This is a genomic window from Candidatus Tenderia electrophaga (genome assembly GCA_001447805.1).
GTDB lineage: Bacteria > Pseudomonadota > Gammaproteobacteria > Tenderiales > Tenderiaceae > Tenderia > Tenderia electrophaga.
Genome location: CP013099.1, coordinates 1,164,078 through 1,187,810 on the forward strand (window position 1 = coordinate 1,164,078; position 23,733 = coordinate 1,187,810).

The following is a 23,733-nucleotide window of genomic DNA, read 5'->3' on the forward strand; positions in this document are numbered from 1 at the left end:
GTGTCCCAAGGGAACCCGCCGGGTATAATGGGCTCAAATCGAACGTCTGCGTATATAGGATGGAATATGATGTTGAAAGCGATTGTAGCAATATCCACGGCGCTGCTGGTCGGCCTGGGCACGGCGGCGGCGGACGAAGGCATGGACACGGTCCGCGCCGCAGTTAAGAAGATCGTCCCCAACAGCGCGCCCGACAGTATCGAGCCCAGTGAATTGCCCGGCCTGTACGAGGTCAGCTTCGGCGCCGAGGTGTTCTATGTTTCCGCAGACGGGCGCTATTTGCTCAGCGGCAGTCTGCTGGATCTAAACAGCGGCAAGAATCTGACTGAAGACAAGCGTGCTCAAGGACGTTTGAACTTGATCGATACGGTCGACGAGGCCAAGATGATTGTCTTCGCCCCCAAAGAGGTGAAACACAGCATTACCGTCTTCACCGATATCGACTGTCCCTACTGCCGCCGCATGCACCAGGAGATGCCTGAACTCAATGCCCAGGGTATCGAGGTGCGCTATTTGTTGTTTCCCCGGGCCGGGATGCAATCCAAGTCCTATGACAAAGCGGTGGCCGTGTGGTGCGCCGAGGACCGGCAGCAGGCGCTCACCGACGCCAAGGCAGGCAAGCCGATCGATATGAAGAGCTGTGACAATCCCATCGACGCACACATGGCCCTGGTGCAGCAGCTGGGGATCAGCGGTACGCCCACCTCGGTGCTGGAAAACGGCCAGGTAATTCCGGGCTATGTGCCGGTGGCACGGTTGGAGTCAATACTGGAAAGCGAGGGCGGGATGTAGCGACTGGCCGACGTGCCCTATGGAAAAAAGCGACCCCTGCCATCGAAGCGGGGTCGCTTTTTTTGTTTATGCCGTACGCCGCTTGTAAAGCGGCAGCGGCTCGTCCGAACAGGCCTGGTATTTCACCTTGATCTCGTCGAAGGCCTTCAGGGCTTCGTTGACAGCCTGTTTGCTGTCTACCTCGAAGCTGGTGAAACCGACCCGCTCCATGTACATCAACTGATCGCGCAACACATTGCCGCTGGCGCGGATATCGCCTTCATAGCCGTGGTGCAGGCGTAGCATGCGGGCCTGGGAGTAGGCGCGGCCGTCACGAAAGCTGGGAAACTGCAATACCACCATGGCGAAACGCGACAGCTGCGGCGGAATCGCGTCGACGTCGTCGTCAGGCTCCAGTTTGAGCGCCAAGGGGGCTTGGTGTTGCGCCAGACTGTCGCGGTGTTCCCGCCAGAATGCCAGAGGCACGATGAGCTTAGCGGCCGGCAGCTGTGCCGGGTCGGCGTCTTCGTCAAGGTGCTGCCAATCGTCGGCGACGATCTGACGCTGTTTAATTATTTGCTTCATAGACGCGTCCTTTAAAGGGTTCCATGCCGATGCGATAGAAGGTGTCGACAAAGCGCTCCCCTTCAATGCGGTTGTCGAGATAGACCCGGGCGATCTGTTCCACGGTGTCGGCGACCTTGTCCTTGGCGATGGCCTTGCCCAGGCGTTGGCCCAGCTGGGCTTCGTCCTCGGAAAAGCCGCCCAAGGTGAATTGGTACCATTCCTCGCCTTTCTTATCGACGCCGAGGATGCCGATGTGGCCGATGGAGTGGTGGCCGCAGCCGTTCATGCAGCCGGACATCTTCAGATCGATCTCGCCCAGGTCGTAGAGGTAATCAAGCTGTTCGAAACGCTGCTGGATCTCGCCGGCGATGTCGATGGAGCTGGCATTGGCCAGGGAGCAGAAGTCCAGCCCCGGACAGCAGATCATGTCGTTGATGGTGCCGATGGAGGGCGTGGCCAGATCAGCCTGGTCCAAGGCCTGCCACAGGGCGAACAGATCGCCCTGTTTGACATCCGCGAGCACCAGGTTCTGGTCATAGGTGCTGCGTAGCAGGCCGAAGCTGTATTGATCGGCCAGCTCCGCAAGCGTGTCCATCTGCTCCGCGGTGATATCGCCGGGGGCGATCTTGGGTGACTTGAGCGAGACGTGCACGACCCGGTAGCCGTCCACCTTGTGCGCCGTGGTGTTGTGCTCAAGCCAGCGCGCAAAGGCCGGAGTGTCGCTTTGCCGTTGCTGATAGGCGGCGTCTTGGGCCGCGTCGGGGTCGTATTGCGGCGCGGCAAAGAAAGCTTTGATTCGGTCGATCTCGGCCTGTTCCAATACCAGCTTGTCCCTGATCTTGGCCCATTCCTGCTCCACTAGCGCGGCGAAGTTGTCGGCGCCCATGCTGCTGACCAGGATCTTGATGCGGGCCTTGTATTTGTTGTCGCGCCGGCCCCTCAGGTTGTAGACGCGCAGAATGGCTTCCAGGTAGGACAGCAGGTGGCGCTTTTCCAGGAAGGGGCGAATGGTCTGGGCCACCATGGGAGTACGGCCCAGGCCGCCACCGACGCTGACCTTGAAGCCGATTTCGCCGGCCTCGTTCTTGACCAGGCGCAGACCGATGTCGTGCACCAGGGTGACCGCCCGGTCCTTGCTTGCGCCGGACACGGCGATCTTGAATTTGCGCGGCAGATAGGCGAATTCGGGGTGCAGGGTCGACCACTGGCGGATGATTTCGCAGTAGGGGCGCGGATCCTCCAGCTCGTCGGCGCTCACGCCGGCGAGCGGATCGGTGGTGGTGTTGCGAATACAGTTGCCGCTGGTCTGGATGGCGTGCATTTGCACCGAGGCCAGATCGGCCAATACGTCAGGGATCTGCTCCAGAGGAATCCAGTTGAACTGGATGTTCTGACGCGTGGTGAAGTGGCCGTAATCCTTGTCGTAGGTGCGCGCGATATGGCCCAGCATGCGGACCTGGTCCGATGACAACAGGCCGTAAGGCACGGCAATACGCAGCATGGGCGCGTGCCGTTGGATATACAGCCCGTTCATCAGGCGCAGGGCCAGGAACTCGTCGTCCGATAATTCCCCCGCCAGATAGCGGCGGGTCTGGTCGCGAAACTGGGCGACGCGCTCATCCACCAGTTGTTGGTCGTATTGGTCGTAGATGAACATGCCGGAATGCCGGGGACTGTTTGCCGGCAGGGGCGAGGCCGCAGATGACTGACTTGTACTCATAGAAAACCTTCCGTCAAACCTTTTAGGGCGGAATTGCGTGAATTTTAGAAATGGAAAGATAACGGCTTTTTTATATAAGATAAATGAATTAATTTTTATAATTTATATCATCATTTTATATAAAAGAATGGCGCCCCGAGCAGGACTCTAACCTGCGACCTATCCCTTAGGAGGGGATTGCTCTATACAACTGAGCTACCGGGGCGAACAGCGCTCAGACGGAAGTATATCAATAACTTAGTGAAAGGGGCCAACAGGGCGGCGTCAAAAGGCCTGTTTTTGCCGCGAGGCGCGCTGCAGCGTCATGATGGCGCGCTGCAGTTTGCGTTCCAATTGTTTTTCCAAGCCCAGGAATTGGCCGCCCAAAAACGCGGGACGCTGGCCGTCCTTTTCATGTTTGACGACGCGGACGATGAAGCGGCTGTTGAGCTTTTCTTTATTGTCGGGCGGAATCAGGAAGGCACAGTTCAGCTCCATACCGGTCTCCAGGCTGTGCGGCAAGTCGTCGCCGAAGCGCGCCCGCAGACCACCGATGGAAAGGTCTTCGATGTCGCCGTCGTAGTGCGTACCGTTGTTGTCGGTAAACGTGACCGCCAGCGGATTGGCGGCGCTGACCTTGACCCGCACCGCCTGACGGCGTTGATGATACTCCGCCTGTTCAGGAATGGGCAATTTGTAAAAACAAATACCGTCTTCCTGGCCGAATTCGCTGACCTTAGCGGCAAAACCCAGGGTGACGCCATCCACCGCCCCCTGTAGTTGGAGGCTCGGGTTTTTACTGATCAGTTCATTGCCTGCCTCAGGCTTGAGCTCATCGAGGATGATGAAATCGCCGTCGCGGTTGACTTCGATGACGGCGGACGAGAAGGGCGTGGCGTGGTTTTCCAGTTTGACGGTCAGCAGTACGCGCTGTTCCAGCAGTTTTTGCAGCAAGGCACTGATTCTGATTTTATCGTCTAGTTTTTCCATCGACTCTGGCTCATCCGCCGGCAGTTCGCTGCTGATTGCTTAGATTACTGACAACAGCCGCAACTTCAAGCCTTGCTGATCGGTGTGCTGGTTTGTTCCGAGACCGGTTTGCCGGCGGCGCCGTAGGTGAGGTTGCCGGGCGCGAACTGTCCGCGCAGGATGGCCAGCGCGGCCTCGGCCGATTGGCGGTTGACGGCGATGATCTGACCGTTGACCAGGTTTTGCCCCTGGCAGTCCTGCAGTGCGGTTTCCAGTTCTTGCCGCAGCTGATGGAGGCGGGTTGCCGTTTCTTTCGGCGCGCCGGCCTCGATCGTGTCGAGTGACTGCTGCGACAGACTGAGCCCAGCGGCGGCGAGTCGCTGGCGCAATTGCTCGCCGAGGACTTCGATGGTGCTGCTTTTCTGATCCTTAAGCTGGGTGATGTGCTGTAGCTGCTCATACTCGCGTTGGATTAGCGCCGCGTTTTCGTCGGCCAGAATCTGTTTCAGTTCATCCGCCATCTGCAGCTGTTGGTCCAGCAGTGCTTCCACGTGCTGCACAAGAGAGGTCGAAATCATGAATAGCGGTCCTGTTTAGTTCCGGCTTCTGACATTGTTCAGTGCCGACTCGAAGTTTAGCATCTTGTCTGCCACCTGGCCGGGGTCGGGTGAATAATTGCCTTTGGTGATAGCGGACTGTACTTGCTCAATCCTTTGAGTGTCAGTAACAGACGCAGACTTTATGTGATGCTCAACCTGTTGAAGTTGAGCCGCTGCTTGGGTGAAAGTCACGGTATCTGTTTGCCTTGGTTGTTGTGATTGTTCTGTGTGCTGCTGCCCGGTCTGCGCAGAGGTGGACTGGGCTTGTTGAGAGGATTGCCCCTCTTTGGTGTTTTGAATAATGCTCGTGATTGAGCCAGAGTTGTCGACTTGCATGGTGGAACTCTCCTAAGCATTAAAGCTTAAATTTTGTATCGGGCAAAGGGGGCGAAACTTGAATGCCTGCGGCACCCGAAAATGCGCTTTTACGTCTGTATTTTAAGTGCATTTACATTGCCACCCTGACGGTGTCCGGGTCCAGTACGGTGCCGATAACCGTGCGTTTGGACGACAGATTTTCCACCTGAATCTGTTCTCCCGCGCCCGCATCCTGCAGCGCCTTGCCGGGCATGCGCACCGATATGCCGTTGCTTTCCGCGACGATGCTGATGCGCGTGCCTTTACGGATGACCTTCTGAATATCCAGATCTCGAGGCGAAACCACCGAGCCGCGCGGCAGGGAACGTTTCGGCGCCCGTCCCAACAGCCGATCGCCATGAGTGAAATAGCCGCCAGTGAGGCGGCTTATTTCACGTTGTTCGAAACTCAGATCGTCCGCCGTGACTGGAATGCCGCGCGCCAGCGGGCGCTTGGCCACCGCCACGGTGATATAGCTCTTGATTGTGACCGGCACGTAGACGGTCCACGGCTTGGCGCCCTCGCATTTGACCATGACCGTCATGTTGCTGGTGTTGTTGCGGCGACTGAGCGGCTCCGCCGCCAGCGGCTGGGCGCAACGCTTGAGGCGCAGGCGGGGGTCGAGGTGGCCGGCCTCGATGGCGCTGTCGGCACCGTTCGCCACGATCTTGTGACTGGCGAATTCGGTGGCGGCGCGGCGAATATCTGCGAGCGGATGAAAGTCCGCCGCAGCGACGGCGCCCGCTAGCAATGCGCCACATATGATCAGGACCGGATTTATAAATAAGTGTCTACGCATGTCAAAATATCGATATTAAGTCGTCCGAAATATGCAGCAAAAATCGTGCCGTAATAAAAGTGCTCAAGCTCACCATGCCCAGACCCGATATAACAAGCGATTGATTACAACTAATAAACAAGCGGCGAGTACAGCTATGGCGAGTGTAATGGACTCGGTCGACCAACGCACCCAGTTGGCAGGCCATAACCGATTGGAATTATTACTATTTAAGCTGAATGGTCGGCAGCGCTTCGGGATCAACGTATTCAAGATCCAGGAGGTCGTGCATTGCCCGCCGTTGACCCAGATCCCCCATTCCCACTCGGTGGTGCGCGGTGTTGCCACCATGCGCGGCAAAACCATTCCGGTCATCGATCTGGGCATGGCTATCGGCCGCGCCCCGGTGGAGGATTTGTCCAACTCTTTTATGATCGTGGCGGAGTATAACCGTTCCACGCAGGGCTTCCTGGTGGCGGGTGTCGAACGTATCGTCAATCTCAATTGGGGGGATATCCTGCCGCCGCCCAAGGGTTCGGGCAAGGACAGCTATCTGACCGCGGTGACGCGTTTCGAAAACGAACTCATCGAGATCATCGACGTGGAGAAAGTGCTGGCCGAGGTCTGCAACGCGCCCACCGAGGTCTCCCAGGCGCTCACCGAAAACATCGAGGAAAAAATCCGTCAACAACATGTCTTGGTGGTGGATGATTCCAATGTCGCGCGTAATCAGGTCAAGCGTACCCTGGAGCAAATCGGTGTAGAGTGCTCTCTGGCCAATAACGGCCGCGGCGCGCTGGCGTTGTTGCGGGAATGGGCCGACAATAACGATCCCAGGCTTGAGCACTTGGCGGTGGTGGTGTCGGATATTGAAATGCCGGAAATGGACGGCTATACACTCACTACCGAGATTCGTAAGGACGAGCGCTTTACTCATCTCTATATCATGTTGCATACCTCGCTCAGTGGTACGTTCAACAACGCCATGGTGGTCAAAGTGGGGGCCAATAAATTTATCCCCAAGTTCAAGCCGGACGAGTTGGCGGGCGCGGTGGTGGATAGAATAAAGGCCTTTGTTGAAGAAAAAGGGTATTGATGAGCCGTGATCGGTTCATGGCCGACGATTAGCGCGTACGGAGTGATACCAATCTAGTAATGTTTAGCGGGATTCAGGGAAGGATGCAGTGAGCCAATCAATCTCGGCGCGTGATTACGATACCTTTCGTCGCTTTCTCGAAGAGGCGTGTGGCATCGTATTGGGCGAGAACAAGCAGTATCTCGTCGCCAGTCGGCTTAACCGGCTGTTACGCGAATTGGAAATCGAATCGGTCGGTGAGTTGGTGCAAGCCCTCAACAGGCAGCCGCGCTCGGGGCTGCGCGAGCGCATTATCGATGCTATGACCACCAACGAAACCTTCTGGTTTCGCGACAATCATCCCTATGCCTTGTTGAAGGACTTGATCTTGCCCGATCTGGCCAAACAGCGGCCCGCCCAGATCCGAATTTGGTCGGCCGCCTGTTCATCCGGTCAGGAGCCGTATTCCATTAGTATGGTGGTGCAGGAATACCTGCAAAGCCGCCCCGGCAGCCTGGCGAACAATTTCCAAATCATCGGCACGGACATCTCCCCCAGCATGCTGGAATCGGCCAAGACGGGGAAATATGATGCCCTGGCCTTGTCGCGCGGCCTGTCGCCGGAGCGCAAGCAACGCTTCTTCCAGGCGCAAGGCGATCTCTGGCAGGTCAAGGACGAGATCCGCAACCGCGTGCGTTTCGCCGAACTCAATCTTATGAATAACTACGCCTCGTTGGGCAAGTTCAATATTGTATTTTGCCGCAATGTGCTGATCTATTTCTCGTCCCAGCTCAAGCGCGACATTTTGCGCCGCATCGCCCAGACCATGGTGCCCGGCGGTTATCTGTTTCTCGGTTCCACCGAGACCATCGCCAGCTACTCTGACGCCTTCGATACCGTGCGCCACGAGGGCGGCATCGTTTATCGTCTCAAGGCCAATACCGGCACGCCCAGCGTGCCGGGTTTTCCCAGCGCCACACGCTAGCCCATTTTTCGCCACGGCACCGCCATGTGCGGTGTGGCCGTTTCTAGCTTGCCGCCCTGCGGCAGGAGCTTGCCGTTCACGCCTCTCCCTGCCGGGGGAATATATATAAACCATTGATTTAATTTAATTAAAAAACTTGGCATTGAGTTTGCAAATTGAAGGGCAAACAGGAGTTATAGCGATGCCCATGAGTTTAGATAACGTATTCGGATTACACGCAACCGCCTTGCGCCTACGGGCGCAGCGCACCGAGCTACTGGCGTCCAATCTGGCCAATGCCGACACGCCCAACTACAAGGCCAAGGATATGGATTTCCAGGCGGCCATGAAGCAGGCTGTGGCCGGGCAAAGCGCGGGCGCCCTAAAAACCACCCATGCCGGCCACATGACGGGCAGCGGCACCGGCGGCATGGAGGACTACGTCAAGTTCCGCATTCCCACCCAGCCGGCGCTCGACGGCAATACTGTCGAGACCCATGTGGAACAAGCCGCCTTCTCTCGCAATGCCATGGAATACCAGGCCACCTTGCGTTTTCTCGAAGGCAAAAGCAAATCCATCGTCAACGCCATCAAAGGAGAGTCCTAATGGGGCTGTTTAATGTATTCGATGTGTCGGGCTCGGCCATGAACGCGCAAACGGTGCGACTCAATACCATCGCCAGCAATCTCGCCAATGCCGAAAGTATCAGCGGTAATCCGGATCAGGTCTATAAGGCCAAAACGCCCATGTTTGAAACCTTGTTGCAGCAAGAGAGCAATCAGAACTCGGTGGGCGTCAAGGTGAAGGAGATTCTTGAAAGCCAGGCCGCACCGGTGATTCGCCACGACCCGAATCACCCCCTGGCCGACGCCGAGGGCAATGTCTATCTGCCCAATATTGATACCGTCCAAGAGATGGCTAACATGATGTCGGCATCGCGTTCTTACCAGAATAATGTGGAAGTCTTTAACACTTCAAAGCAGCTGTTGATGCGCACCATCAACCTGGGCCGCTAAGCAGGAGACTGAACAATGACCAGTGCAATCGACACCTCTCTTCTGAGTGAACTTGGTCTGTCGCAAAAGACCAATCTGCGTCAGGCCAAGGACGATCTCGGCGAAGATGCATTTCTGAAGCTGATGATCACACAGTTGGAAAATCAAGATCCATTGAAGCCGATGGAAAATGGCGAGTTTCTGAGTCAGCTGGCCCAATTCAAGTCTGTCACCGGCTTGGATGACTTGAAGGCCTCGGTGGAAAAGATGGCGACCTCACTGCAATCCAATCAGGCCCTGCAGGCATCATCTCTGGTGGGACGTTGGGTGGAAGTGCCGAGCAACAAGGCCCAGCTCTGGGAAGACGTGGGTATGGCGGGGTCGGTGGATGTGCCGCGCAATGCCAGTGACGTCACGGTCACTATTAAGGATTCAATGGGATTGGTGGTCGAACAGATCAATATGGGGCCGCAACAGGCCGGTACGCAGAATTTCAGTTGGGATGGCGTTGACAATAACGGCAATCGCTATCCGGCCGGAGAATACAGCGTCGGGGCCAGCGCCACTATTGGTCATCAGTCCGAGGCCATTGATACCAATGCAATTGTGCCCGTGGATAGCGTGTTCATGGGCAAGGTAGGCGAGGCGATGACAGTCAACACCTCTCTCTTGGGGAAGGTGAAGCTGTCGGACGTCAAGCAGATTATGTAATCGAGGAGAATCACCATGCCATTCCGTATAGCACTCAGTGGATTGAATGCGGCATCCGCCGATTTGAAGACCACAGGTAATAACATCGCGAATGCCGGCACCACCGGCTTCAAATCGTCGCGCACCCAATTCGTTGACGTATTTGCCGTCGGTTACGGCGGGATCTCGTCCACCGCCATCGGCGGCGGTACCCGCCTGGCGTCGGTGTCGCAGCAGTTCTCACAGGGGAACATCGACTTTACCGACAACAATCTCGACATGGCCATTAACGGCCAGGGGTTCTTTGTGTTGGATGACAACGGCAGTCGCCTGCTGACGCGCGCAGGGGCCTTTTCCGTGGACCGCGATGGCTATGTGACCAACAGCAGCGGCCATCGCCTGCAGATCTTTGACCTGAGTCGTGATGCGACCGGCGATCCGATCGTCGGCGCCGACGGCAACCTGCGCTATGAAACAGCGCGTACCGTGGACGTGCAATTGGCCACCACCGTCGGCGCGCCCCAGGCCACCGAATCCATCAATCCCACTATCAACTTGAATTCAGCCGATACCACGATCGATCGCGGCGCCACCGCATTCAACATCAATGACGCCTCCACCTATACCAGTTCCACGTCGCTGACCGTTTACGACTCACAGGGTCGGCCGTATCCCGCGACTCAGTACTACACGAATGTGAGTAACACAGGTGCGAACGGCGATAACACCTGGGAGACACGTCTGTATGTCGACGGCTCACCCTTGACCTCCACGACTACCGGTGGTCCTGCCGCGACGCTGATATTCGATACCTCGGGGCAAGTCGACGCAGCCTCGACCGATGGCGGTCAGATTGTCTATGACCCCTTCGCTGTGAGCGGTGCGGCCAATATGAATATCACCCTAGACTTGAGCAACGCAACACAGTACGGCACGCCCTTCGCCGTCACCGCCATGACTCAAGATGGTTTCTCCTCCGGCCGACTGAGCGGGATTGATGTCAATCAAGACGGTGTGATTAACGCGCGTTACACCAACGGCCAGGCCGAAGTGCTGGGCAAGGTCGCCTTGGCCAATGTCTCTAATCCGGAGAATTTGCTGCCCCAGGGTGACACGAGTTGGGCGGAGACCTTCAGCGCCGGCGACCTGCTGTTGGGCGAGGCCGGCTCATCGACCTACGGCCTGCTGCAGTCCGGTGCCCTGGAGGCGTCCAATGTGGACGTCGCGTCGCAGCTCGTCAGCCTGATCACCGCCCAGCGAAATTTCCAGGCCAACGCGCAGGTGATCAGCACCGCAGATACGGTCACCCAGACCATTATCAACATCCGTTAATAACGCAGGCCAGATGACTCATGGATAAGTTTTTATACATAGCCAGCAGCGGTGCCAAGGAACTGATGTTGGCGCAAAGCATTAACGCCAACAATCTTGCCAACGCCAACACCGTCGGCTTTCGTGAGGATCAGGCCTTTTACAAGGCGTTGCAAATGTCCGGTGCCGGGCATGCCAGCCGCGCCTATGTCGACACCCAAGGACAGGGTGCCGATTTTTCTCCGGGCTCTCTCATGCCGACCGGACGCGACCTGGACGTTGCCATCCGCGGCGAGGGCTGGGTCGCTGTACAGGGAGTGGATGGAACCGAGGCCTATACGCGTGCCGGAGACTTGAAGGTCTCCGCCGCGGGCCTATTAACCACCAATACCGGCCATCCCGTTATCGGGAACAACGCCGGACCGATTACCCTGCCACCCTTTGAAAAGATCGAAATCGGCGGTGACGGCACTATTTCCGTCATTCCCAGAGGTCAGGAGGCGTCGACCCTGGCAGTGGTGGACCGCATTAAGTTGGTCAAACCGGACAATAATCAGCTGAAAAAAGGCGTCGACGGACTGTTTCGCCATACGGATGGTATAGAGGTTGCAAGCGATGCCGAGGTACGACTGATTTCCGGCACCTTGGAGTCGAGCAACGTCAACGTGGTGGAAAGCATGGTCAAGACCATGGAGCTGGCGCGCCGCTTCGAGCTGCAAGTCAAGCTGATGGAGCAGGCCAAGACCCTCGATGAATCTTCAACCAGCATCATGAAAATGAACTAAGCAAGCGATTAGGAGCACAACATGAATTCAGCATTATGGGTCGCCAAGACCGGACTGGATGCGCAACAGACGCGCATGTCGGTCATTTCCAACAACCTGGCCAATGTGAACACCACCGGCTACAAGCAGAGCCGCGCCGCCTTTGAAGACCTGCTCTATCAAAACGTACGCCAGGCCGGCGGGCAATCGTCGCAGGACACCGTCCTGCCGTCGGGGCTGATGCTGGGTACCGGTGTACGCACCGTGGCCACGGAAAAGATCTTTACTCAGGGCAACATCGTACAGACCGACAACGCCCTGGATATGGCCATCGACGGGCAGGGCTTTTTCCAGATCCTGCGCCCTGACGGCAGCCTGGGCTATAGCCGCGACGGTACCTTCCAGGTGGATGCCCAGGGGCAGTTGGTGACCTCCAACGGTTACACCCTGCAGCCTGCCATCACCATCCCCGAAGACGCCCAGTCCATCACCATCGGTAACGACGGCGTGGTCTCCGTGGTGCAGGCGGGCCAGACCGCGCCTACCCAGGTCGGCACCGTGCAGTTGGCCGATTTCATCAATCCCGCCGGATTGCAACCCATCGGTGAAAACCTGTTTACCGAGACCGGCGCCAGTGGTGCACCGCAAATCGGCAACCCGGGTGTGAGCGGGTTGGGCACCATCCGTCAGGGGGCGCTCGAGACCTCGAACGTGAACGTGGTCCAGGAGATGGTCAATATGATCGAATCCCAGCGCGCCTATGAGATGAACTCAAAGGTCATCTCGTCTGTTGATCAGATGCTGCAATACGCATCCAACAATCTATAAACCCAGGAGGGCGTAATGCCTAACTCTGTCCAACACCGTTTGTTCGCCATGTTGAGCCTGACGTTGCTGTCGCTGCTGGCCGCCGGGTGTTCCACTGCGCCGGCGAAACTGGCGGCGGAAGGCTTTGAAACGGTGCGCCCGCCCTATGTCAGTCCGCCGCCGCCGCAGCAGGGTGCGATCTTCCAGGCCGGTTATGGCATCTCCCTGTATGAGGACATGCGCGCCCGCCGCGTCGGCGATGTGATCACCATCGTGCTGACCGAGCGCACCAACGCCTCCAAGCAGGCCTCCACCAGCACCTCGAAGGATACCTCCATCGAAGTCGAAAACCCGACCCTGTTCGGGCGCGAGTTGCGCTTCGACCTGCCGCGGCCCTTCAACAGCAGCAAGCAGAATGCCACCTTGGCCACCAGTGTCGACAGCTCCAATGCCTTTGACGGTGAAGGTGACTCGGCCCAGAGCAACAGCCTGACCGGCAATATCACCGTGACCGTGGCCGAGGTCCTGCCCAACGGCAATCTGATCGTGCAGGGCCAGAAGCGTGTCACGATCAATCAGGGTGACGAGGTGGTGCGCTTCTCCGGTATCGTGCGGCCGCAGGATATCAGCCCCGACAATACGGTGGTCTCCACCAAGGTCGCCAATGCGCGCATCGCCTATGTGGGCGAGGGCATGCTGGCGGATGCCAATAGTCAGGGATGGCTGGGGCGTTTCTTTAACAGCAAGTGGTGGCCGTTCTAGCGCTTGGGAGTGCAAGAGATGAAGGTGCTAACGAATATGAGTACACGTTTTGGCTTCGGCCTGGTATTGCTGGCGGCCTTGTGCGTCAGCCAGGCGGCGTATGCGGAACGCATTAAAGACCTGGCTCAAATCGCCGGCGTGCGCTCCAACCAACTGGTCGGCTACGGCCTGGTGGTGGGCCTGGACGGCACCGGTGACCAGACCACCCAGACCCCGTTCACCATCCAGAGCATCAAGAGTATGCTGGCCCAGTTCGGCGTCACCATACCGCCCAATGTCAATCCACAGCTGAAGAATGTGGCCGCCGTATCGCTGCACGCCGATCTGCCGCCCTTTGCCAAACCGGGCCAGAGGATCGACGTCACCGTCGCCTCCTTGGGGAATGCCAAGAGCCTGCGCGGCGGCAGCCTGTTGATGGCGCCGCTGAAAGGCGCCGACAACCAGATCTACGCCATTGCCCAGGGTAACCTGGTGGTGGGCGGCTTCGGCGCATCCGGTAACGACGGCTCGCGCATTACAGTCAATATTCCCAGCGCCGGCCGGATCCCCGGCGGTGCCACGGTGGAGCGCCCCGCGCCCACCTCTTTTGGTGAAGAACACAGCTTGGTGCTGAACCTGTTCAGCCCCGACTTCACCACCGCCCACCGCCTGGCCGGCGCCATTAACGAAAAGATCGGCATGGGCACGGCGGCACCCGTCGACGGTTCGTCGATTCGCATTCAGGCACCGCGCGACGCCGGACAGCGGGTGGCCTATGTCTCCATGATCGAAAATCTGACCCTGGAACCGGGCGAGGGCTCGGCGCGCGTGGTGGTGAACTCGCGCACCGGTACGGTGGTCATCGGCCGTCACGTGCGCGTGACCTCGGCGGCGGTGACCCATGGCAGTCTCACCGTCACCATTACCGAAAAGCCCACCGTCAGTCAGCCGGCGCCGCTGTCCGCCGGCGGCAGTACCGTGGTGGTGCCGACTTCGGATGTGGAAGTTGCGGAGGAGAAGCGCAAGATGTTTCTGTTCGATCCCGGCATCTCCCTGGGCGAAATCGTGCGCGCGGTCAATAATGTAGGTGCGGCGCCCGGCGATCTGGTCGCTATCCTCGAAGCGCTTAAAGAGGCGGGCGCGTTAAGGGCCCAGCTGGTGGTGATCTAATGACATCCGCCGTCAATCCCAGCGGCATTTATACCGACACCGGCGCGCTCAAGAGCTTGAAGGCTCAGGCCGGCAAGGATAGCGCGGCGGCCTTGGAACAGACCGCCGAGCAGTTCGAGTCCCTGTTTCTGCATATGATGCTCAAGTCCATGCGCAGCACCACCATGGATGGCGGCTTTATGGATAATGAGCACAGCCGTTTTTATCAAGACATGTTCGATCAGCAGATCGCGGTGGAGCTGGCCAAGAAACGCCAGGCGGGCATCGCGGATATGCTGGTTCAGCAGCTCGGTGGCGCGCAGACGGCGAACACGCACGACCCATCCGGCGACGCCAAACTGGATCTGGATCGGCTGCGTGTGTACCGGCCAATCGCCTCAAGTGCTATCGAAGCCTTCGCGCCGGCACACGACACCAGTCAAGAATCTATCAAGGGTTTTGATTCGCCCGAGGATTTTGTCGAAAAGCTCTGGCCGCTGGCGCAAAAATACGCCGCCGAACTGGGGGTGGAGCCCAAGGTCCTGTTGGCGCAGGCGGCCTTGGAGACCGGCTGGGGTCAGCACACTATCCGTTACTCCAACGATGTGCCCACTCATAACCTGTTCAACATCAAGGCCGACAGTCGCTGGGAGGGTCCGCGGGCGGTGGTGCCGACGCTGGAATATGAGCGCGGCAACCCGGTGCGACAGTTGGCGGCGTTTCGTTCTTATCCCGATTTCGAGGCGAGTTTTAAAGACTATGTTGATTTTCTCAAATCCTCTGAGCGCTATCAGGGGGCCTTGGAAAACGCCGCCGACAGCAGCGCCTTTGTCCAGGCCCTGCATCGTGCCGGCTATGCCACTGATCCAAAATATTCGTTAAAGATCAATAGAATAATGGATGGTGACATGTTCGATCAGGTGGCCCTGAAATTCAAGGGTTCGGCCGCCGCGCCGTTAACCTAGGTTAAGGGGAGCTGTCTTTACGGCTCCGTGACATTGTTCGTTTTATTTGGAGTATAGATATGGCAGGCATGTTGGGAATCGGTGTAAGCGGCTTGCTGGCCTACCAGCGATCCCTGCAGACCGTCAGTCACAATGTTGCTAACGCCAACACCGAAGGCTATACCCGTCAACGGGTCGAGCTGGGCACCAATATACCCGAATTTGCGGGAGGCGGTTATCTGGGCACGGGGGTCAGCGTCCGGAGTGTGGAGCGGGTGTATGACGACTTTCTGGTCGGCCGGGTGCAGAGCTACAGCTCCGGTACCAGTCATGCTCAGTCCTTTGCCGAGCAAGTCAGCCGCATTGACGAACTGCTGGCCGATCCCGACGTGGGGTTGTCGCCGGCGATGGAAGGCTTTTTCTCCGAGCTACAGTCGGTGGCCAATGACCCCTCTTCCATCGCCGCGCGGCAGTCCTTTATGAGTCAGGCCGAGATTCTGGTGGATCGCTATGCCTATAACAACCAGCGCCTCGAGGATCTGCGTAGTCAGAACAATAAACAGGTTCAGGCCGCCGTGACTGAGATCAACGGCTTGGCCACGTCTATCGCTGCCCTGAACCGGGATATTTCCCTGGCGCCGGGCAACAGTCCTCCCAATGATCTGTTGGACCGACGTGACGTGCTGTTGCAGCAATTGTCGGAAAAGGTCTCGATCAGCACTGTGGAACAGGAAAACGGTGCGATGAATGTCTTTATCGGCAAAGGGCTATCCTTAGTGCGTAACTTCGAATCCAACGAGGTGCAGCTCAGCCGCAACGAATTCGACATACGTCAATTTGAAGCCAGTATTGATTTCGGCGCAGGCTCGGTAAACGAGATTACCGACCAGATCTCCGGCGGCGAACTGGGCGCCTTGTTCGATTTTCGTGACCAGGTGCTGAATGGGACCCAGAATGCCCTGGGGGCGCTGGCCGTCGGCTTTGCCGATAGCTTCAACGCCCAGCACAACCTGGGGCAGGATTTAAATGGCGCCTTGGGCACTGATTTCTTTAGTGTGCCCGGGCTCGAGGTCAGGAACAGTCGAGCCAACACCGGTACCGCCACCATCGCCGCCACCCTGACCGACTCCTCTCAGCTGGATGGCGATGAATACCAACTGAGCTTCAGCGGCGGCGGTTATACCCTGACCAACACCAGCGACGGCAGCACGGAGACCTTCGGGGGACTGCCCCAAACCACGAGTCATGGGTTCAGCCTGGATATCAGCGCCGGGGCGTTGAATAACGGTGATAGTTTTCTGATTCGCCCCGGGCGGCGCGGCGCGCAGGATCTGGCCTTGAGTATTACCGCCCCTGATGAAGTGGCGGCGGCGGCCCCGGTGAGAACGGCGATAGACGCGCTCAACAATACCGGTAATGCCACGATTACCCCCGGCGTGGTGAACGATACCAGCAACTTGCCGCTGGGCGCCGATATCGTCATGCAATATGACGGCACCGACATGAATGTCATTTCCGGACCCGCGCCCTGGAACGGTGTGTCCTTCGCCTATTCGGACGGCGCGACGGTGACCGCCTTGGCCGGTTTGGAATTTACTATCAGCGGTACGCCCGCAGCGGGCGACGAGTTCCGCATCGAGAACAATACCAACGGTGTCGGTGACAACCGCAATGCCTTGTTGATGTCGGACCTGCAGAATCAGAGCTTAATGAGCAACGGCACGGCCAGTTATACCGACTATTACGGCGGCGTCGTGGCGGATATCGGCGTGGTGGCCAATCAGGCGCAGTTGACCCAATCCGCCCAAGAGGGTCTGCTCGAGCAGGCCAAGAATTCCAGAGATGCCCTGTCCGGAGTCAACCTGGATGAAGAGGCCGCCAATCTGCTTAAGTTTCAGCAGGCCTATCAGGCCGCTTCGCAGGTGATCGTGGCGTCGAATAATATGTTTCAGTCTTTGTTGAGCGCCTTAAGGGGATAATCGGTCATGCGTATTTCAACCCAAATGATTCAGCGTCACGCGGTCAACGGCATTCTGGATAGACAGAATGAGCTGGATAAGACGCAGCAACAATTATCGACCGGCCGGCGCATCTTAACCCCGTCCGACGATCCGTCCGGCTCTACCCAAGCCCTGGCCTTGCGGGAGAAGCTGGGGCAGATAGATCAATATAATACCAACATCGGCCGGTTGAAATCGCGCCTGGAGGCGGAGGAGTCCACCCTGGATGCGGTAGGTGACGTCCTGCAGCGTTTGCGTGAACTGGGCGTGCAAGGGCTCAGCAACAGTGTGGATGCCCAGGGTCGCCGAGGCATCGCCGCCGAGGTTCGGGAGCTGCTGGGCTCGGTGTTTGATCTTGCTAACGCCAAAGACGGGTCGGGCGAATATCTGTTTTCCGGATTGCAATCTGAGACCCAGCCGTTTATCGATGCGGGCGCCGGCAATTACACCTATCAGGGTGACCAGAATCAGCGCCGTATCCAGATCAGTCCCACCCGCGAGGTGCAATCCTCGGATGCGGGTAGCGAAGTCTTTGATAATTTGGACATCGCCGCCGGCGGTAAGCAAAGTATTTTCAAAACCATCTACGACTTTGCCGCGGACTTGGAGGCGAATACACCCAACAGCGATATTCTGACCGATCTTGATACGGCTATGAGTAGTGTATTTTCCGTGCGGGCCAAGATCGGTGGGCGCATTAACGCAGTGGATTCTCAGGAACAAGTGAATGCGCAATTCAAAGTCCAGACCCAGTCGGTGCTGTCATCGGTCGAAGACCTCGATTATGCCGAGGCCATCGGCCGTATGAACCTGCAATTGGCCGGTTTGGAAGCGGCACAGAAATCATTCCAGCGGGTGCAGAACCTGTCATTGTTCAGCGTGCTTTAACTGAGCCCTTCACCGGCCGCGCCGGCCTAGGCCAGGTCGCGCAATATTCTGTCAAGTATTGTTGTGGCCGCCTGATTGGGAGGCGGTAATGTTGCTTTGATCTTGCGCCAATACCTTCCCCGCTCTATCTCAGTTGAACTGACTAAATCGACCAGATCGGTTGGGCTGGTGCATTTGACGGCCATATCCATATCGATGGGGGGCGGGTAGGTGGCGCCGGTCTGATCCGCATGCATCCGCTTCATGGTCTCATTGAGAAATAGATAGGTGCTGACACCCAAAGGGGCGGGTGAAAAATAATTAAGAAAGATATTGTCGAGATTGCAGCTCGAGGCGACGGAGCATACGAAATCGCAGCCGCACAGCACTGCGCTAATATCTCGGTCGGTATCGATTATGGGGACAAGACCTTTATCGGTCAGTATGTCGAGTACTTTTTCTTGTGTGTCGGGCGGGTCGGCGGGATGGGGTCGATATAGAAGTGTGTAGGGTCTATCGCACATCGCCACAGCATTGGAAAACCTGCTAATCACATCGAGATACTCGTCATGTGGCCGTATCGGTTGTCCAAATAGTCCGATGAGTCGATGATTATCTTGGATGTTTAGCTGTGCTCGCATGCCGCTGCGCAATGCCAGCGTGTCGAGCCGGGAAAATGCCGCATGTTTGGGCGAACCGCTGACGCAGGTGTCTGCTTGGAAGCGCCGCCTGGTAAGTTCGGCGCCGATCTGATCGAGGGTAAAGTAGCAATCGGCGATTTTTTCGAACAGAGAATTCACATCGCCCCAATAATCCTGGAAGGTGTAACAGGGATTTCGGCATCGCGCGATAATGGCTTCATCGATGCCCGCGCCGTGGCCGGAAAGGCCTGTAAGGACGGCGTCCGGACGTGTCTGTTTCAATATTGCGTCTGCGGCACTCAATAAGGCCTGAGCACCGTTGTCGCATGCCGTATCGACCACCGGTGTGTTGACGCTGTTCACCTTTAGTCCCATTTCCGACAGCACCCGATCGGCCGGGGCGGCGGCGTAGATAATGGTATTGAGCCGGGGATGGTGTTGCGCCTGGCGGGCGATTGCGCCGATTTGCAGGGCAGCACCGGTATCGCGGGCGGTTAATAGCAATGTGTGGATTTTCATCGGCGCAGTAGGCCTTCTATCTTGCTTATTAATTCCTTGCGTTTCCGCGTTTGTGTATACAAGAACTGAAATTTATCCCATTCGTACTGCGTCACAGTGTTGTTGTCCAGCGTGATTGCCACTAACAGGCCAAGCGCCCGGGCGGATAGCGACTGTAGCATTTTGCCCAGACAGCCCTTTTCTATGGCCGGTGGTGCGGTCGGAAAACCACTCAAATAGGCCCGGAGCAGGGTCTCGGCATGGGCGTAGGCGGTGGCGTCGTTCTGGTTGTGTATCAGGATGAAGCGTTCAATCACAAAGGCGATGTCGACCAAAGGCGAGTGCCAGGCGAGCACCGTATCCTCAAAGTCGAGAAAGACGGGTGGGTCCAGGTGTTGAATAGGGAATAAAACATTGCCGTAATTTAGATCGCCATGGATGATCTGCGCCTGCCAGCCGGTTTCGGGGTAACGGACCGGGGCGTGTCTCAAGAGCTCGATGGCGGTTTGGGGAAGTGTGCGTGTATCGAGCGTATCGAGTCGTTTTAGCGTGTCGCCTATGAGGGCGTGTCGTTCGCTAGCGTTTTGCTGGACCGATGCCTGGAACGGAGCCTTCGCCAAGGCCTGATGAAGCCGGCTCAGTGCCAGGCCCAGACGGGCGAGGTCGTTTGTATCCGTGCTGGCGAATCTGGCCTCGCAGTATGGGTAGGCCAGGGCAAACAAGTCCTCATTGATAAGTTTCGTATACACCGAATTCAGACACGCGGCCGCGACGCCTTGATCGTCCGCAAAGCGGGCGAAAGGGTCGGCCGCCAAAAGGGGCGCGGCGCGTGCTTGTTCGACGACTTTGATAAACAGGGCGGGATTTTGGCTTGACGCGGCGGCGCGATAATAGCCCGTCAGGCCGCTTGAGCCAGTGTCCAGTTTCCATAGCGGCGCCTCGAGTTTGAGGCGCGGGCAGATGACGGCGTTGAGTTCATCAGGCGCGGGCACGAATACGGCGTGTTGCGGCGGTTGTCGATTCCAGGCAGGGGTCCTAGGCAGGTGACGAGTCGACATGGCTCCACTCAATCGGTTGACCGGCGGCCACCGGCGCCTTGAGGCGTGCTTGATCGATTTTGTCCCAGTCTTCCACAGCAATACCTAACGTGGGGAAGGCGAACCGAACCGCCTCGAGGTTGATCACTGTGCCGCTCGTCAGGTCGCGTTGGGCAATAATCCCCATACGGCCGGCAGGCCGCTGCGGCGGCGGCATATACGCCTCATCCGCATCCCCCAGGGCGCTGTGGATGTTGCGACATTTTTGGATCACCTGTCCCAACTGGGATACGGGCAGGGCATGAAATACGTCCTGATCATTGCGGCTGCCGTCGGCGCACAGCCCCTTCTCCAATACCCGGCAGCCCAAGGCGGTGGCGGCATAGAGCATCTCCTCTCCGGCATGATGATCCGACAGGCCCAAAGGACCGTTGAACAATTCCGCGAGACGGTTAAACACACGCAGGTTGTGCCGCGCCACCGGGGCGGGCGGGGCGGGCGGACTGTATTCCAATACGATGCGCTCGGCACCGGCCCGCCGCGCCCAATTAACCGCCCGTAAGGCCTCGTCCAGGGTGGCCTTGCCGGTGTCGATGATCAACGGTAAATCCAGCCCGGCACAGTAGCGGATGAGGGGCGCGTGAACCACATTGGTGGAGGCGATCTTGAGGGCGCAGGCCCCCAGCCGTTTAGCGAAATCCGCACCTTTCAGGTCATACACGGACAACACCAGGCCCAGCTTCAGCTCGCGGCATGGGGCGAATATTTTTTCGTATTGGGATAAAGGGAGGGCCTTGCGCTCCACAAGTTGACGATAGTTCTCGCCCACCGACTGGGCATCGGCGCCGAGATAATGTTCCGCCACATCGGTTTTGAGGCAGATCTCGGCATCGTGCAACACCTCGCCTTTAACATAACGCGCACCGGCCGCTTTGACTGCCGCGACCATTCTGGCGGCCAGGGCAACGTCCTGGTTGAAAAAGGTGCCGATGTCCGGCAGCACCACCGGAGGCCGGGAGGCATGTACTACATCGTCCCAGAATTCAGCGGGGCTCATGCCGACCACTCCAGAAAGTTGTGCAAGAACTGCAGCCCCACCGGGCCGCTCTTCTCCGGATGGAACTGACAGCCGATGACGCGGCCGTGGCCGATCATGGCGGTGAGCCGATGACCGCCGAAGTCACAGTAACCGATCAGGTCGCGTTGATCACTGGGCCGGCATTGATACGAATGGACAAAATACACCGCGCTTGCAGCGGGCAGGCCCTGCAACAAGGGATGGCCGCACTCGCTGTGCAGATCGGCCCAGCCGACATGCGGGACTTTTAACGGCCGACCGTCGCCGTCGCTGCTCGGTATGGCGCGCACCTCGCCGGGGATCAGCCCCAGGCCGCGATGTTCGCCGAATTCTTCGCTGCAATCCAGCAACAGCTGCGCGCCCAGACAAATGCCCAGCAGGGGCGTGCCGTTGTCTATGGCGTGTCGGATGGGTTCGACCAGGCGGCGTTCGTGCAAACCCGCCATGCCGTCACCGAAGGCGCCCACGCCCGGCAGCAATAGCCGCTGCGCCTGCTGGATGGTCGTCGGGCTGTCGCTTAGAGTGACTGCTGCGCCGAGATGCTCCAGGGCGCGGCAGACACTGAGCAGGTTGCCCACGCCATAATCAATGACCGTCACCTCGGGTTTCATCGGCACACCTCGGGCAGTTCACCGGGATCGGGGATATGACGCACCGAGCTGCCGGCCGCGCGCATGGCCTTGTGTAAGGCGTGCACACTGAATCGGTCATAGTGCAGGGCATCGGCCACCGCGACGGCGTCGGCGCCCAGTTGCAAGGCCTGGCCGACATGTTCAGGGTCGCCCACGCCACCGGAGGCGATGACCGGGATAGACACCGCCTCGCTGACCGCGGCGATCAAGTCGGTGTCCATCCCCTTGCGGGTACCCTCCTGGTCGACCGAGGTGAGTAGGATTTCGCCTGCCCCAAGTGTCGCCGCCTGCTTGGCCCAATCGATCACGTCCAGACCGGTATGTTCACGACCGTTATCTGTGTAGGCCTCCCACCCTGCGCCTTGGCCGCGCTGTTTGGCCTCGATGGACAGCACCACGCATTGGCTGCCAAAACGCCGCGCCGCCTCACTGATCAGTGCCGGCCGCCGCACGGCCGCCGTGTTCATGGCTACCTTGTCGGCGCCGGCGCGCAGGATGGCGGCGACGTCTTCGACGCTGCGTACACCGCCACCGACGGTGAAGGGGATAAAAATATTCTGTGCCGTGTATTGGATGACCTCGGTCAGGTTATTGCGTTCATACAGCGAAGCGACGATATCCATATAAAGCAGCTCGTCCACGCCGCTTTGATAGTAACGGCGGGCGAATTCGTTGGGATCGCCGAGTTTGCGCAGGCCCTCCAAGTGAACGCCCTTGATGAGATTAGGGGCCTTGATGTCGAGACGGGCGATGAGTCGTGAGTGCGGCATGGTGAGCTAGCCTGGGGGATAGAATTCGGCGAACACGTAATCCAGGCAACGCATGACCTGGTGTCGATCCGCCTCACTGAGCATGGCGTAGGCACCGCTGGCGCGATCCTTGTCAACTTTGTTGCCAACATAGGCGCCTTTGCTGCCGCTGCTAAACTGCTGCTGTATGGTGATCGGTTCCACGCCCAGATGTTTGAATACTCGCCCCATGCTGGCCTGGGTATCCTTGATCAGGTCTTCGAATCTTAACACCAAAACCTGTTCGCGGTTGTGACGGTAGAACTCAATGAAGGGGTCGATCGAATCCTTGTAGATAGCGATAGCACGATTGATATTGTTGGTCTGACCGATAAGGTAGCCGGCATTGTTGCGCTTATAGAGCGAGGCGACATTGGCGATGGGGTCGCGGATGATGAATATAAACTGTCCATCGGGAAACGAGGCGCGAAGGTGCTCGGCGAAGTGCATGTGCCCGGGGGTCTTCTCACCATACACGGCTGTGTCGTCCTGCGGTTTGTTATGCGCTAATTGGCGGATAATGGCGTACATGACGTCAGTCCACAAACAGCCCTCACGCGCCATGTCCAACAGCGGCAGCGGGTCAAGATGTAGGCCGTGTTCATAGGGCATGAGTTCCTCGGCGCGCAGGAATTCTGTATCCGCCGTCTGACCTTGTATCTCGAGGAGCATTTTGAGGCGCTCGGTGCTGGTGGTGAAATAGCGTTGATAGAGATCGGACAGGTACCACTTCAGTTCATTGTAACCGCAGGGGAGCCGGAACAGGTCTTTACGCAGAGCGGTACCGTCGACATACTTCTCCGGTGCGTCTTGCCGGGGGTGAAATTGTTGATCGACACCCTTGTGCTGTGTCAGCCACAGAAAGAATTGATTGAATATGACCGTGTCGGTGGCGATACCGACCGCCGGGTGTTGTTCCAGTAAAGTGGTCAACAGCGACGAGCCGGACTTTTGCGGGCCGAAAATAAAGAATGGACTGTCGCTGCGCATAGACGATCCTTGTCGCTGTGA

Annotated in this window: 26 protein-coding genes and 1 tRNA gene; 14 read left to right on the forward strand and 13 right to left on the reverse strand. The window is 58.0% G+C overall.

Annotated elements, in window-relative coordinates:
* Positions 1 to 66 precede the first annotated feature (66 nt).
* The gene (locus Tel_05380) at positions 67 to 792 is read left to right on the forward strand and encodes a disulfide bond formation protein DsbC (protein ALP52623.1); all 726 of its coding nucleotides are present in this window, start codon (positions 67 to 69) and stop codon (positions 790 to 792) included.
* 66 nt (positions 793 to 858) lie between these two features.
* On the opposite strand, the gene Tel_05385 is transcribed toward Tel_05380, so the two are convergent.
* From Tel_05385 to Tel_05415, 7 genes are all read right to left on the reverse strand, one after another.
* Positions 859 to 1,356, reverse strand: coding sequence for a hypothetical protein (locus tag Tel_05385; GenBank protein ID ALP52624.1), 498 nt, complete (start codon positions 1,354 to 1,356; stop codon positions 859 to 861).
* Complete coding sequence (locus Tel_05390; protein ID ALP52625.1) at positions 1,340 to 2,995, reverse strand: sulfite reductase; 1,656 nt, start codon at positions 2,993 to 2,995, stop codon at positions 1,340 to 1,342. The genes Tel_05385 and Tel_05390 overlap by 17 nt, the downstream gene beginning before the upstream one ends.
* Positions 2,996 to 3,186: 191 nt before the next feature.
* Positions 3,187 to 3,263 (reverse strand) — tRNA-Arg (locus Tel_05395).
* Positions 3,264 to 3,322: 59 nt separating this feature from the next.
* Positions 3,323 to 4,027 carry a hypothetical protein gene (locus tag Tel_05400; GenBank protein ALP52626.1) on the reverse strand — a complete coding sequence of 235 codons (705 nt, stop codon included), beginning with the start codon at positions 4,025 to 4,027 and terminating at the stop codon, positions 3,323 to 3,325.
* A 65-nt stretch (positions 4,028 to 4,092) separates the two neighbouring features.
* Positions 4,093 to 4,584, reverse strand: a complete 492-nt coding sequence (locus Tel_05405) for a hypothetical protein (protein ALP52627.1) — start codon at positions 4,582 to 4,584, stop codon at positions 4,093 to 4,095.
* Positions 4,585 to 4,599: 15 nt separating this feature from the next.
* Positions 4,600 to 4,941, reverse strand: a complete 342-nt coding sequence (locus tag Tel_05410) for a hypothetical protein (GenBank protein ALP52628.1) — start codon at positions 4,939 to 4,941, stop codon at positions 4,600 to 4,602.
* A 112-nt stretch (positions 4,942 to 5,053) separates the two neighbouring features.
* Positions 5,054 to 5,713: a hypothetical protein gene (locus tag Tel_05415; GenBank protein ALP52629.1), complete on the reverse strand. Its 660-nt coding sequence runs from the start codon at positions 5,711 to 5,713 to the stop codon at positions 5,054 to 5,056.
* A gap of 184 nt (positions 5,714 to 5,897) precedes the next feature.
* On the opposite strand from Tel_05415, the gene Tel_05420 reads away from it, so the two are divergent.
* From Tel_05420 to Tel_05480, 13 genes are all read left to right on the forward strand, one after another.
* Positions 5,898 to 6,836 carry a chemotaxis protein CheW gene (locus Tel_05420; protein ID ALP52630.1) on the forward strand — a complete coding sequence of 313 codons (939 nt, stop codon included), beginning with the start codon at positions 5,898 to 5,900 and terminating at the stop codon, positions 6,834 to 6,836.
* A gap of 100 nt (positions 6,837 to 6,936) precedes the next feature.
* The gene (locus tag Tel_05425) at positions 6,937 to 7,800 is read left to right on the forward strand and encodes a chemotaxis protein (GenBank protein ALP54748.1); all 864 of its coding nucleotides are present in this window, start codon (positions 6,937 to 6,939) and stop codon (positions 7,798 to 7,800) included.
* 181 nt (positions 7,801 to 7,981) lie between these two features.
* Positions 7,982 to 8,386 (forward strand): flagellar biosynthesis protein FlgB, encoded by a 405-nt coding sequence (gene flgB, locus Tel_05430; GenBank protein ID ALP52631.1) that lies wholly within the window; start codon positions 7,982 to 7,984, stop codon positions 8,384 to 8,386.
* The gene (locus tag Tel_05435; protein ALP52632.1) at positions 8,386 to 8,796 is read left to right on the forward strand and encodes a flagellar basal-body rod protein FlgC; all 411 of its coding nucleotides are present in this window, start codon (positions 8,386 to 8,388) and stop codon (positions 8,794 to 8,796) included. The genes flgB and Tel_05435 overlap by 1 nt, the downstream gene beginning before the upstream one ends.
* Positions 8,797 to 8,811: 15 nt before the next feature.
* Complete coding sequence (locus tag Tel_05440) at positions 8,812 to 9,486, forward strand: hypothetical protein (GenBank protein ID ALP52633.1); 675 nt, start codon at positions 8,812 to 8,814, stop codon at positions 9,484 to 9,486.
* 15 nt (positions 9,487 to 9,501) lie between these two features.
* Positions 9,502 to 10,797: a flagellar biosynthesis protein FlgE gene (locus Tel_05445; protein ALP52634.1), complete on the forward strand. Its 1,296-nt coding sequence runs from the start codon at positions 9,502 to 9,504 to the stop codon at positions 10,795 to 10,797.
* Positions 10,798 to 10,817: 20 nt separating this feature from the next.
* Positions 10,818 to 11,561, forward strand: coding sequence for a flagellar biosynthesis protein FlgF (locus tag Tel_05450; protein ID ALP52635.1), 744 nt, complete (start codon positions 10,818 to 10,820; stop codon positions 11,559 to 11,561).
* A 21-nt stretch (positions 11,562 to 11,582) separates the two neighbouring features.
* A complete protein-coding gene (gene flgG, locus Tel_05455) occupies positions 11,583 to 12,368 on the forward strand; it encodes a flagellar basal-body rod protein FlgG (protein ALP52636.1) in 786 nt (261 codons plus the stop codon).
* A gap of 48 nt (positions 12,369 to 12,416) precedes the next feature.
* On the forward strand, positions 12,417 to 13,109 hold the full coding sequence (locus Tel_05460) for a hypothetical protein (protein ALP54749.1): 693 nt from the start codon (positions 12,417 to 12,419) through the stop codon (positions 13,107 to 13,109).
* 36 nt (positions 13,110 to 13,145) lie between these two features.
* Positions 13,146 to 14,258: a flagellar biosynthesis protein FlgI gene (locus tag Tel_05465; GenBank protein ID ALP52637.1), complete on the forward strand. Its 1,113-nt coding sequence runs from the start codon at positions 13,146 to 13,148 to the stop codon at positions 14,256 to 14,258.
* Positions 14,258 to 15,202 (forward strand): hypothetical protein, encoded by a 945-nt coding sequence (locus Tel_05470; GenBank protein ALP52638.1) that lies wholly within the window; start codon positions 14,258 to 14,260, stop codon positions 15,200 to 15,202. The genes Tel_05465 and Tel_05470 overlap by 1 nt, the downstream gene beginning before the upstream one ends.
* A 59-nt stretch (positions 15,203 to 15,261) precedes the next feature.
* Positions 15,262 to 17,160, forward strand: a complete 1,899-nt coding sequence (locus Tel_05475) for a hypothetical protein (protein ID ALP52639.1) — start codon at positions 15,262 to 15,264, stop codon at positions 17,158 to 17,160.
* A gap of 24 nt (positions 17,161 to 17,184) precedes the next feature.
* Positions 17,185 to 18,069, forward strand: coding sequence for a hypothetical protein (locus Tel_05480; protein ALP52640.1), 885 nt, complete (start codon positions 17,185 to 17,187; stop codon positions 18,067 to 18,069).
* Positions 18,070 to 18,095: 26 nt separating this feature from the next.
* Here Tel_05480 and Tel_05485 read toward each other — a convergent pair whose 3' ends face one another.
* From Tel_05485 to Tel_05510, 6 genes are read right to left on the reverse strand one after another with little or no spacing between them, the layout of a single operon-like run.
* Positions 18,096 to 19,208: a hypothetical protein gene (locus tag Tel_05485; GenBank protein ALP52641.1), complete on the reverse strand. Its 1,113-nt coding sequence runs from the start codon at positions 19,206 to 19,208 to the stop codon at positions 18,096 to 18,098.
* A complete protein-coding gene (locus tag Tel_05490) occupies positions 19,205 to 20,179 on the reverse strand; it encodes a hypothetical protein (GenBank protein ID ALP52642.1) in 975 nt (324 codons plus the stop codon). Before Tel_05490 ends, Tel_05485 begins: the two co-directional genes overlap by 4 nt.
* A 43-nt stretch (positions 20,180 to 20,222) precedes the next feature.
* Positions 20,223 to 21,281 carry a hypothetical protein gene (locus Tel_05495; GenBank protein ALP52643.1) on the reverse strand — a complete coding sequence of 353 codons (1,059 nt, stop codon included), beginning with the start codon at positions 21,279 to 21,281 and terminating at the stop codon, positions 20,223 to 20,225.
* Positions 21,278 to 21,913, reverse strand: a complete 636-nt coding sequence (locus Tel_05500; GenBank protein ID ALP52644.1) for a hypothetical protein — start codon at positions 21,911 to 21,913, stop codon at positions 21,278 to 21,280. The genes Tel_05495 and Tel_05500 overlap by 4 nt, the downstream gene beginning before the upstream one ends.
* Positions 21,910 to 22,704, reverse strand: a complete 795-nt coding sequence (locus Tel_05505) for an imidazole glycerol phosphate synthase subunit HisF (GenBank protein ALP52645.1) — start codon at positions 22,702 to 22,704, stop codon at positions 21,910 to 21,912. The genes Tel_05500 and Tel_05505 overlap by 4 nt, the downstream gene beginning before the upstream one ends.
* Positions 22,705 to 22,710: 6 nt before the next feature.
* Positions 22,711 to 23,712 (reverse strand): hypothetical protein, encoded by a 1,002-nt coding sequence (locus Tel_05510; GenBank protein ID ALP52646.1) that lies wholly within the window; start codon positions 23,710 to 23,712, stop codon positions 22,711 to 22,713.
* Positions 23,713 to 23,733 lie beyond the last annotated feature (21 nt).

Coding starts and splice junctions, on each gene's coding strand:
- Tel_05380 (ALP52623.1), top strand. CDS start 67: ATGATGTTGAAAGCGATTGTAGCAATATCCACGGCGCTGCTGGTCGGC.
- Tel_05385 (ALP52624.1), bottom strand. CDS start 1,356: ATGAAGCAAATAATTAAACAGCGTCAGATCGTCGCCGACGATTGGCAG.
- Tel_05390 (ALP52625.1), bottom strand. CDS start 2,995: ATGTTCATCTACGACCAATACGACCAACAACTGGTGGATGAGCGCGTC.
- Tel_05400 (ALP52626.1), bottom strand. CDS start 4,027: ATGGAAAAACTAGACGATAAAATCAGAATCAGTGCCTTGCTGCAAAAA.
- Tel_05405 (ALP52627.1), bottom strand. CDS start 4,584: ATGATTTCGACCTCTCTTGTGCAGCACGTGGAAGCACTGCTGGACCAA.
- Tel_05410 (ALP52628.1), bottom strand. CDS start 4,941: ATGCAAGTCGACAACTCTGGCTCAATCACGAGCATTATTCAAAACACC.
- Tel_05420 (ALP52630.1), top strand. CDS start 5,898: ATGGCGAGTGTAATGGACTCGGTCGACCAACGCACCCAGTTGGCAGGC.
- flgB (ALP52631.1), top strand. CDS start 7,982: ATGCCCATGAGTTTAGATAACGTATTCGGATTACACGCAACCGCCTTG.
- Tel_05435 (ALP52632.1), top strand. CDS start 8,386: ATGGGGCTGTTTAATGTATTCGATGTGTCGGGCTCGGCCATGAACGCG.
- Tel_05440 (ALP52633.1), top strand. CDS start 8,812: ATGACCAGTGCAATCGACACCTCTCTTCTGAGTGAACTTGGTCTGTCG.
- Tel_05445 (ALP52634.1), top strand. CDS start 9,502: ATGCCATTCCGTATAGCACTCAGTGGATTGAATGCGGCATCCGCCGAT.
- Tel_05450 (ALP52635.1), top strand. CDS start 10,818: ATGGATAAGTTTTTATACATAGCCAGCAGCGGTGCCAAGGAACTGATG.
- flgG (ALP52636.1), top strand. CDS start 11,583: ATGAATTCAGCATTATGGGTCGCCAAGACCGGACTGGATGCGCAACAG.
- Tel_05460 (ALP54749.1), top strand. CDS start 12,417: ATGTTGAGCCTGACGTTGCTGTCGCTGCTGGCCGCCGGGTGTTCCACT.
- Tel_05465 (ALP52637.1), top strand. CDS start 13,146: ATGAGTACACGTTTTGGCTTCGGCCTGGTATTGCTGGCGGCCTTGTGC.
- Tel_05470 (ALP52638.1), top strand. CDS start 14,258: ATGACATCCGCCGTCAATCCCAGCGGCATTTATACCGACACCGGCGCG.
- Tel_05475 (ALP52639.1), top strand. CDS start 15,262: ATGGCAGGCATGTTGGGAATCGGTGTAAGCGGCTTGCTGGCCTACCAG.
- Tel_05480 (ALP52640.1), top strand. CDS start 17,185: ATGATTCAGCGTCACGCGGTCAACGGCATTCTGGATAGACAGAATGAG.
- Tel_05485 (ALP52641.1), bottom strand. CDS start 19,208: ATGAAAATCCACACATTGCTATTAACCGCCCGCGATACCGGTGCTGCC.
- Tel_05495 (ALP52643.1), bottom strand. CDS start 21,281: ATGAGCCCCGCTGAATTCTGGGACGATGTAGTACATGCCTCCCGGCCT.
- Tel_05500 (ALP52644.1), bottom strand. CDS start 21,913: ATGAAACCCGAGGTGACGGTCATTGATTATGGCGTGGGCAACCTGCTC.
- Tel_05505 (ALP52645.1), bottom strand. CDS start 22,704: ATGCCGCACTCACGACTCATCGCCCGTCTCGACATCAAGGCCCCTAAT.
- Tel_05510 (ALP52646.1), bottom strand. CDS start 23,712: ATGCGCAGCGACAGTCCATTCTTTATTTTCGGCCCGCAAAAGTCCGGC.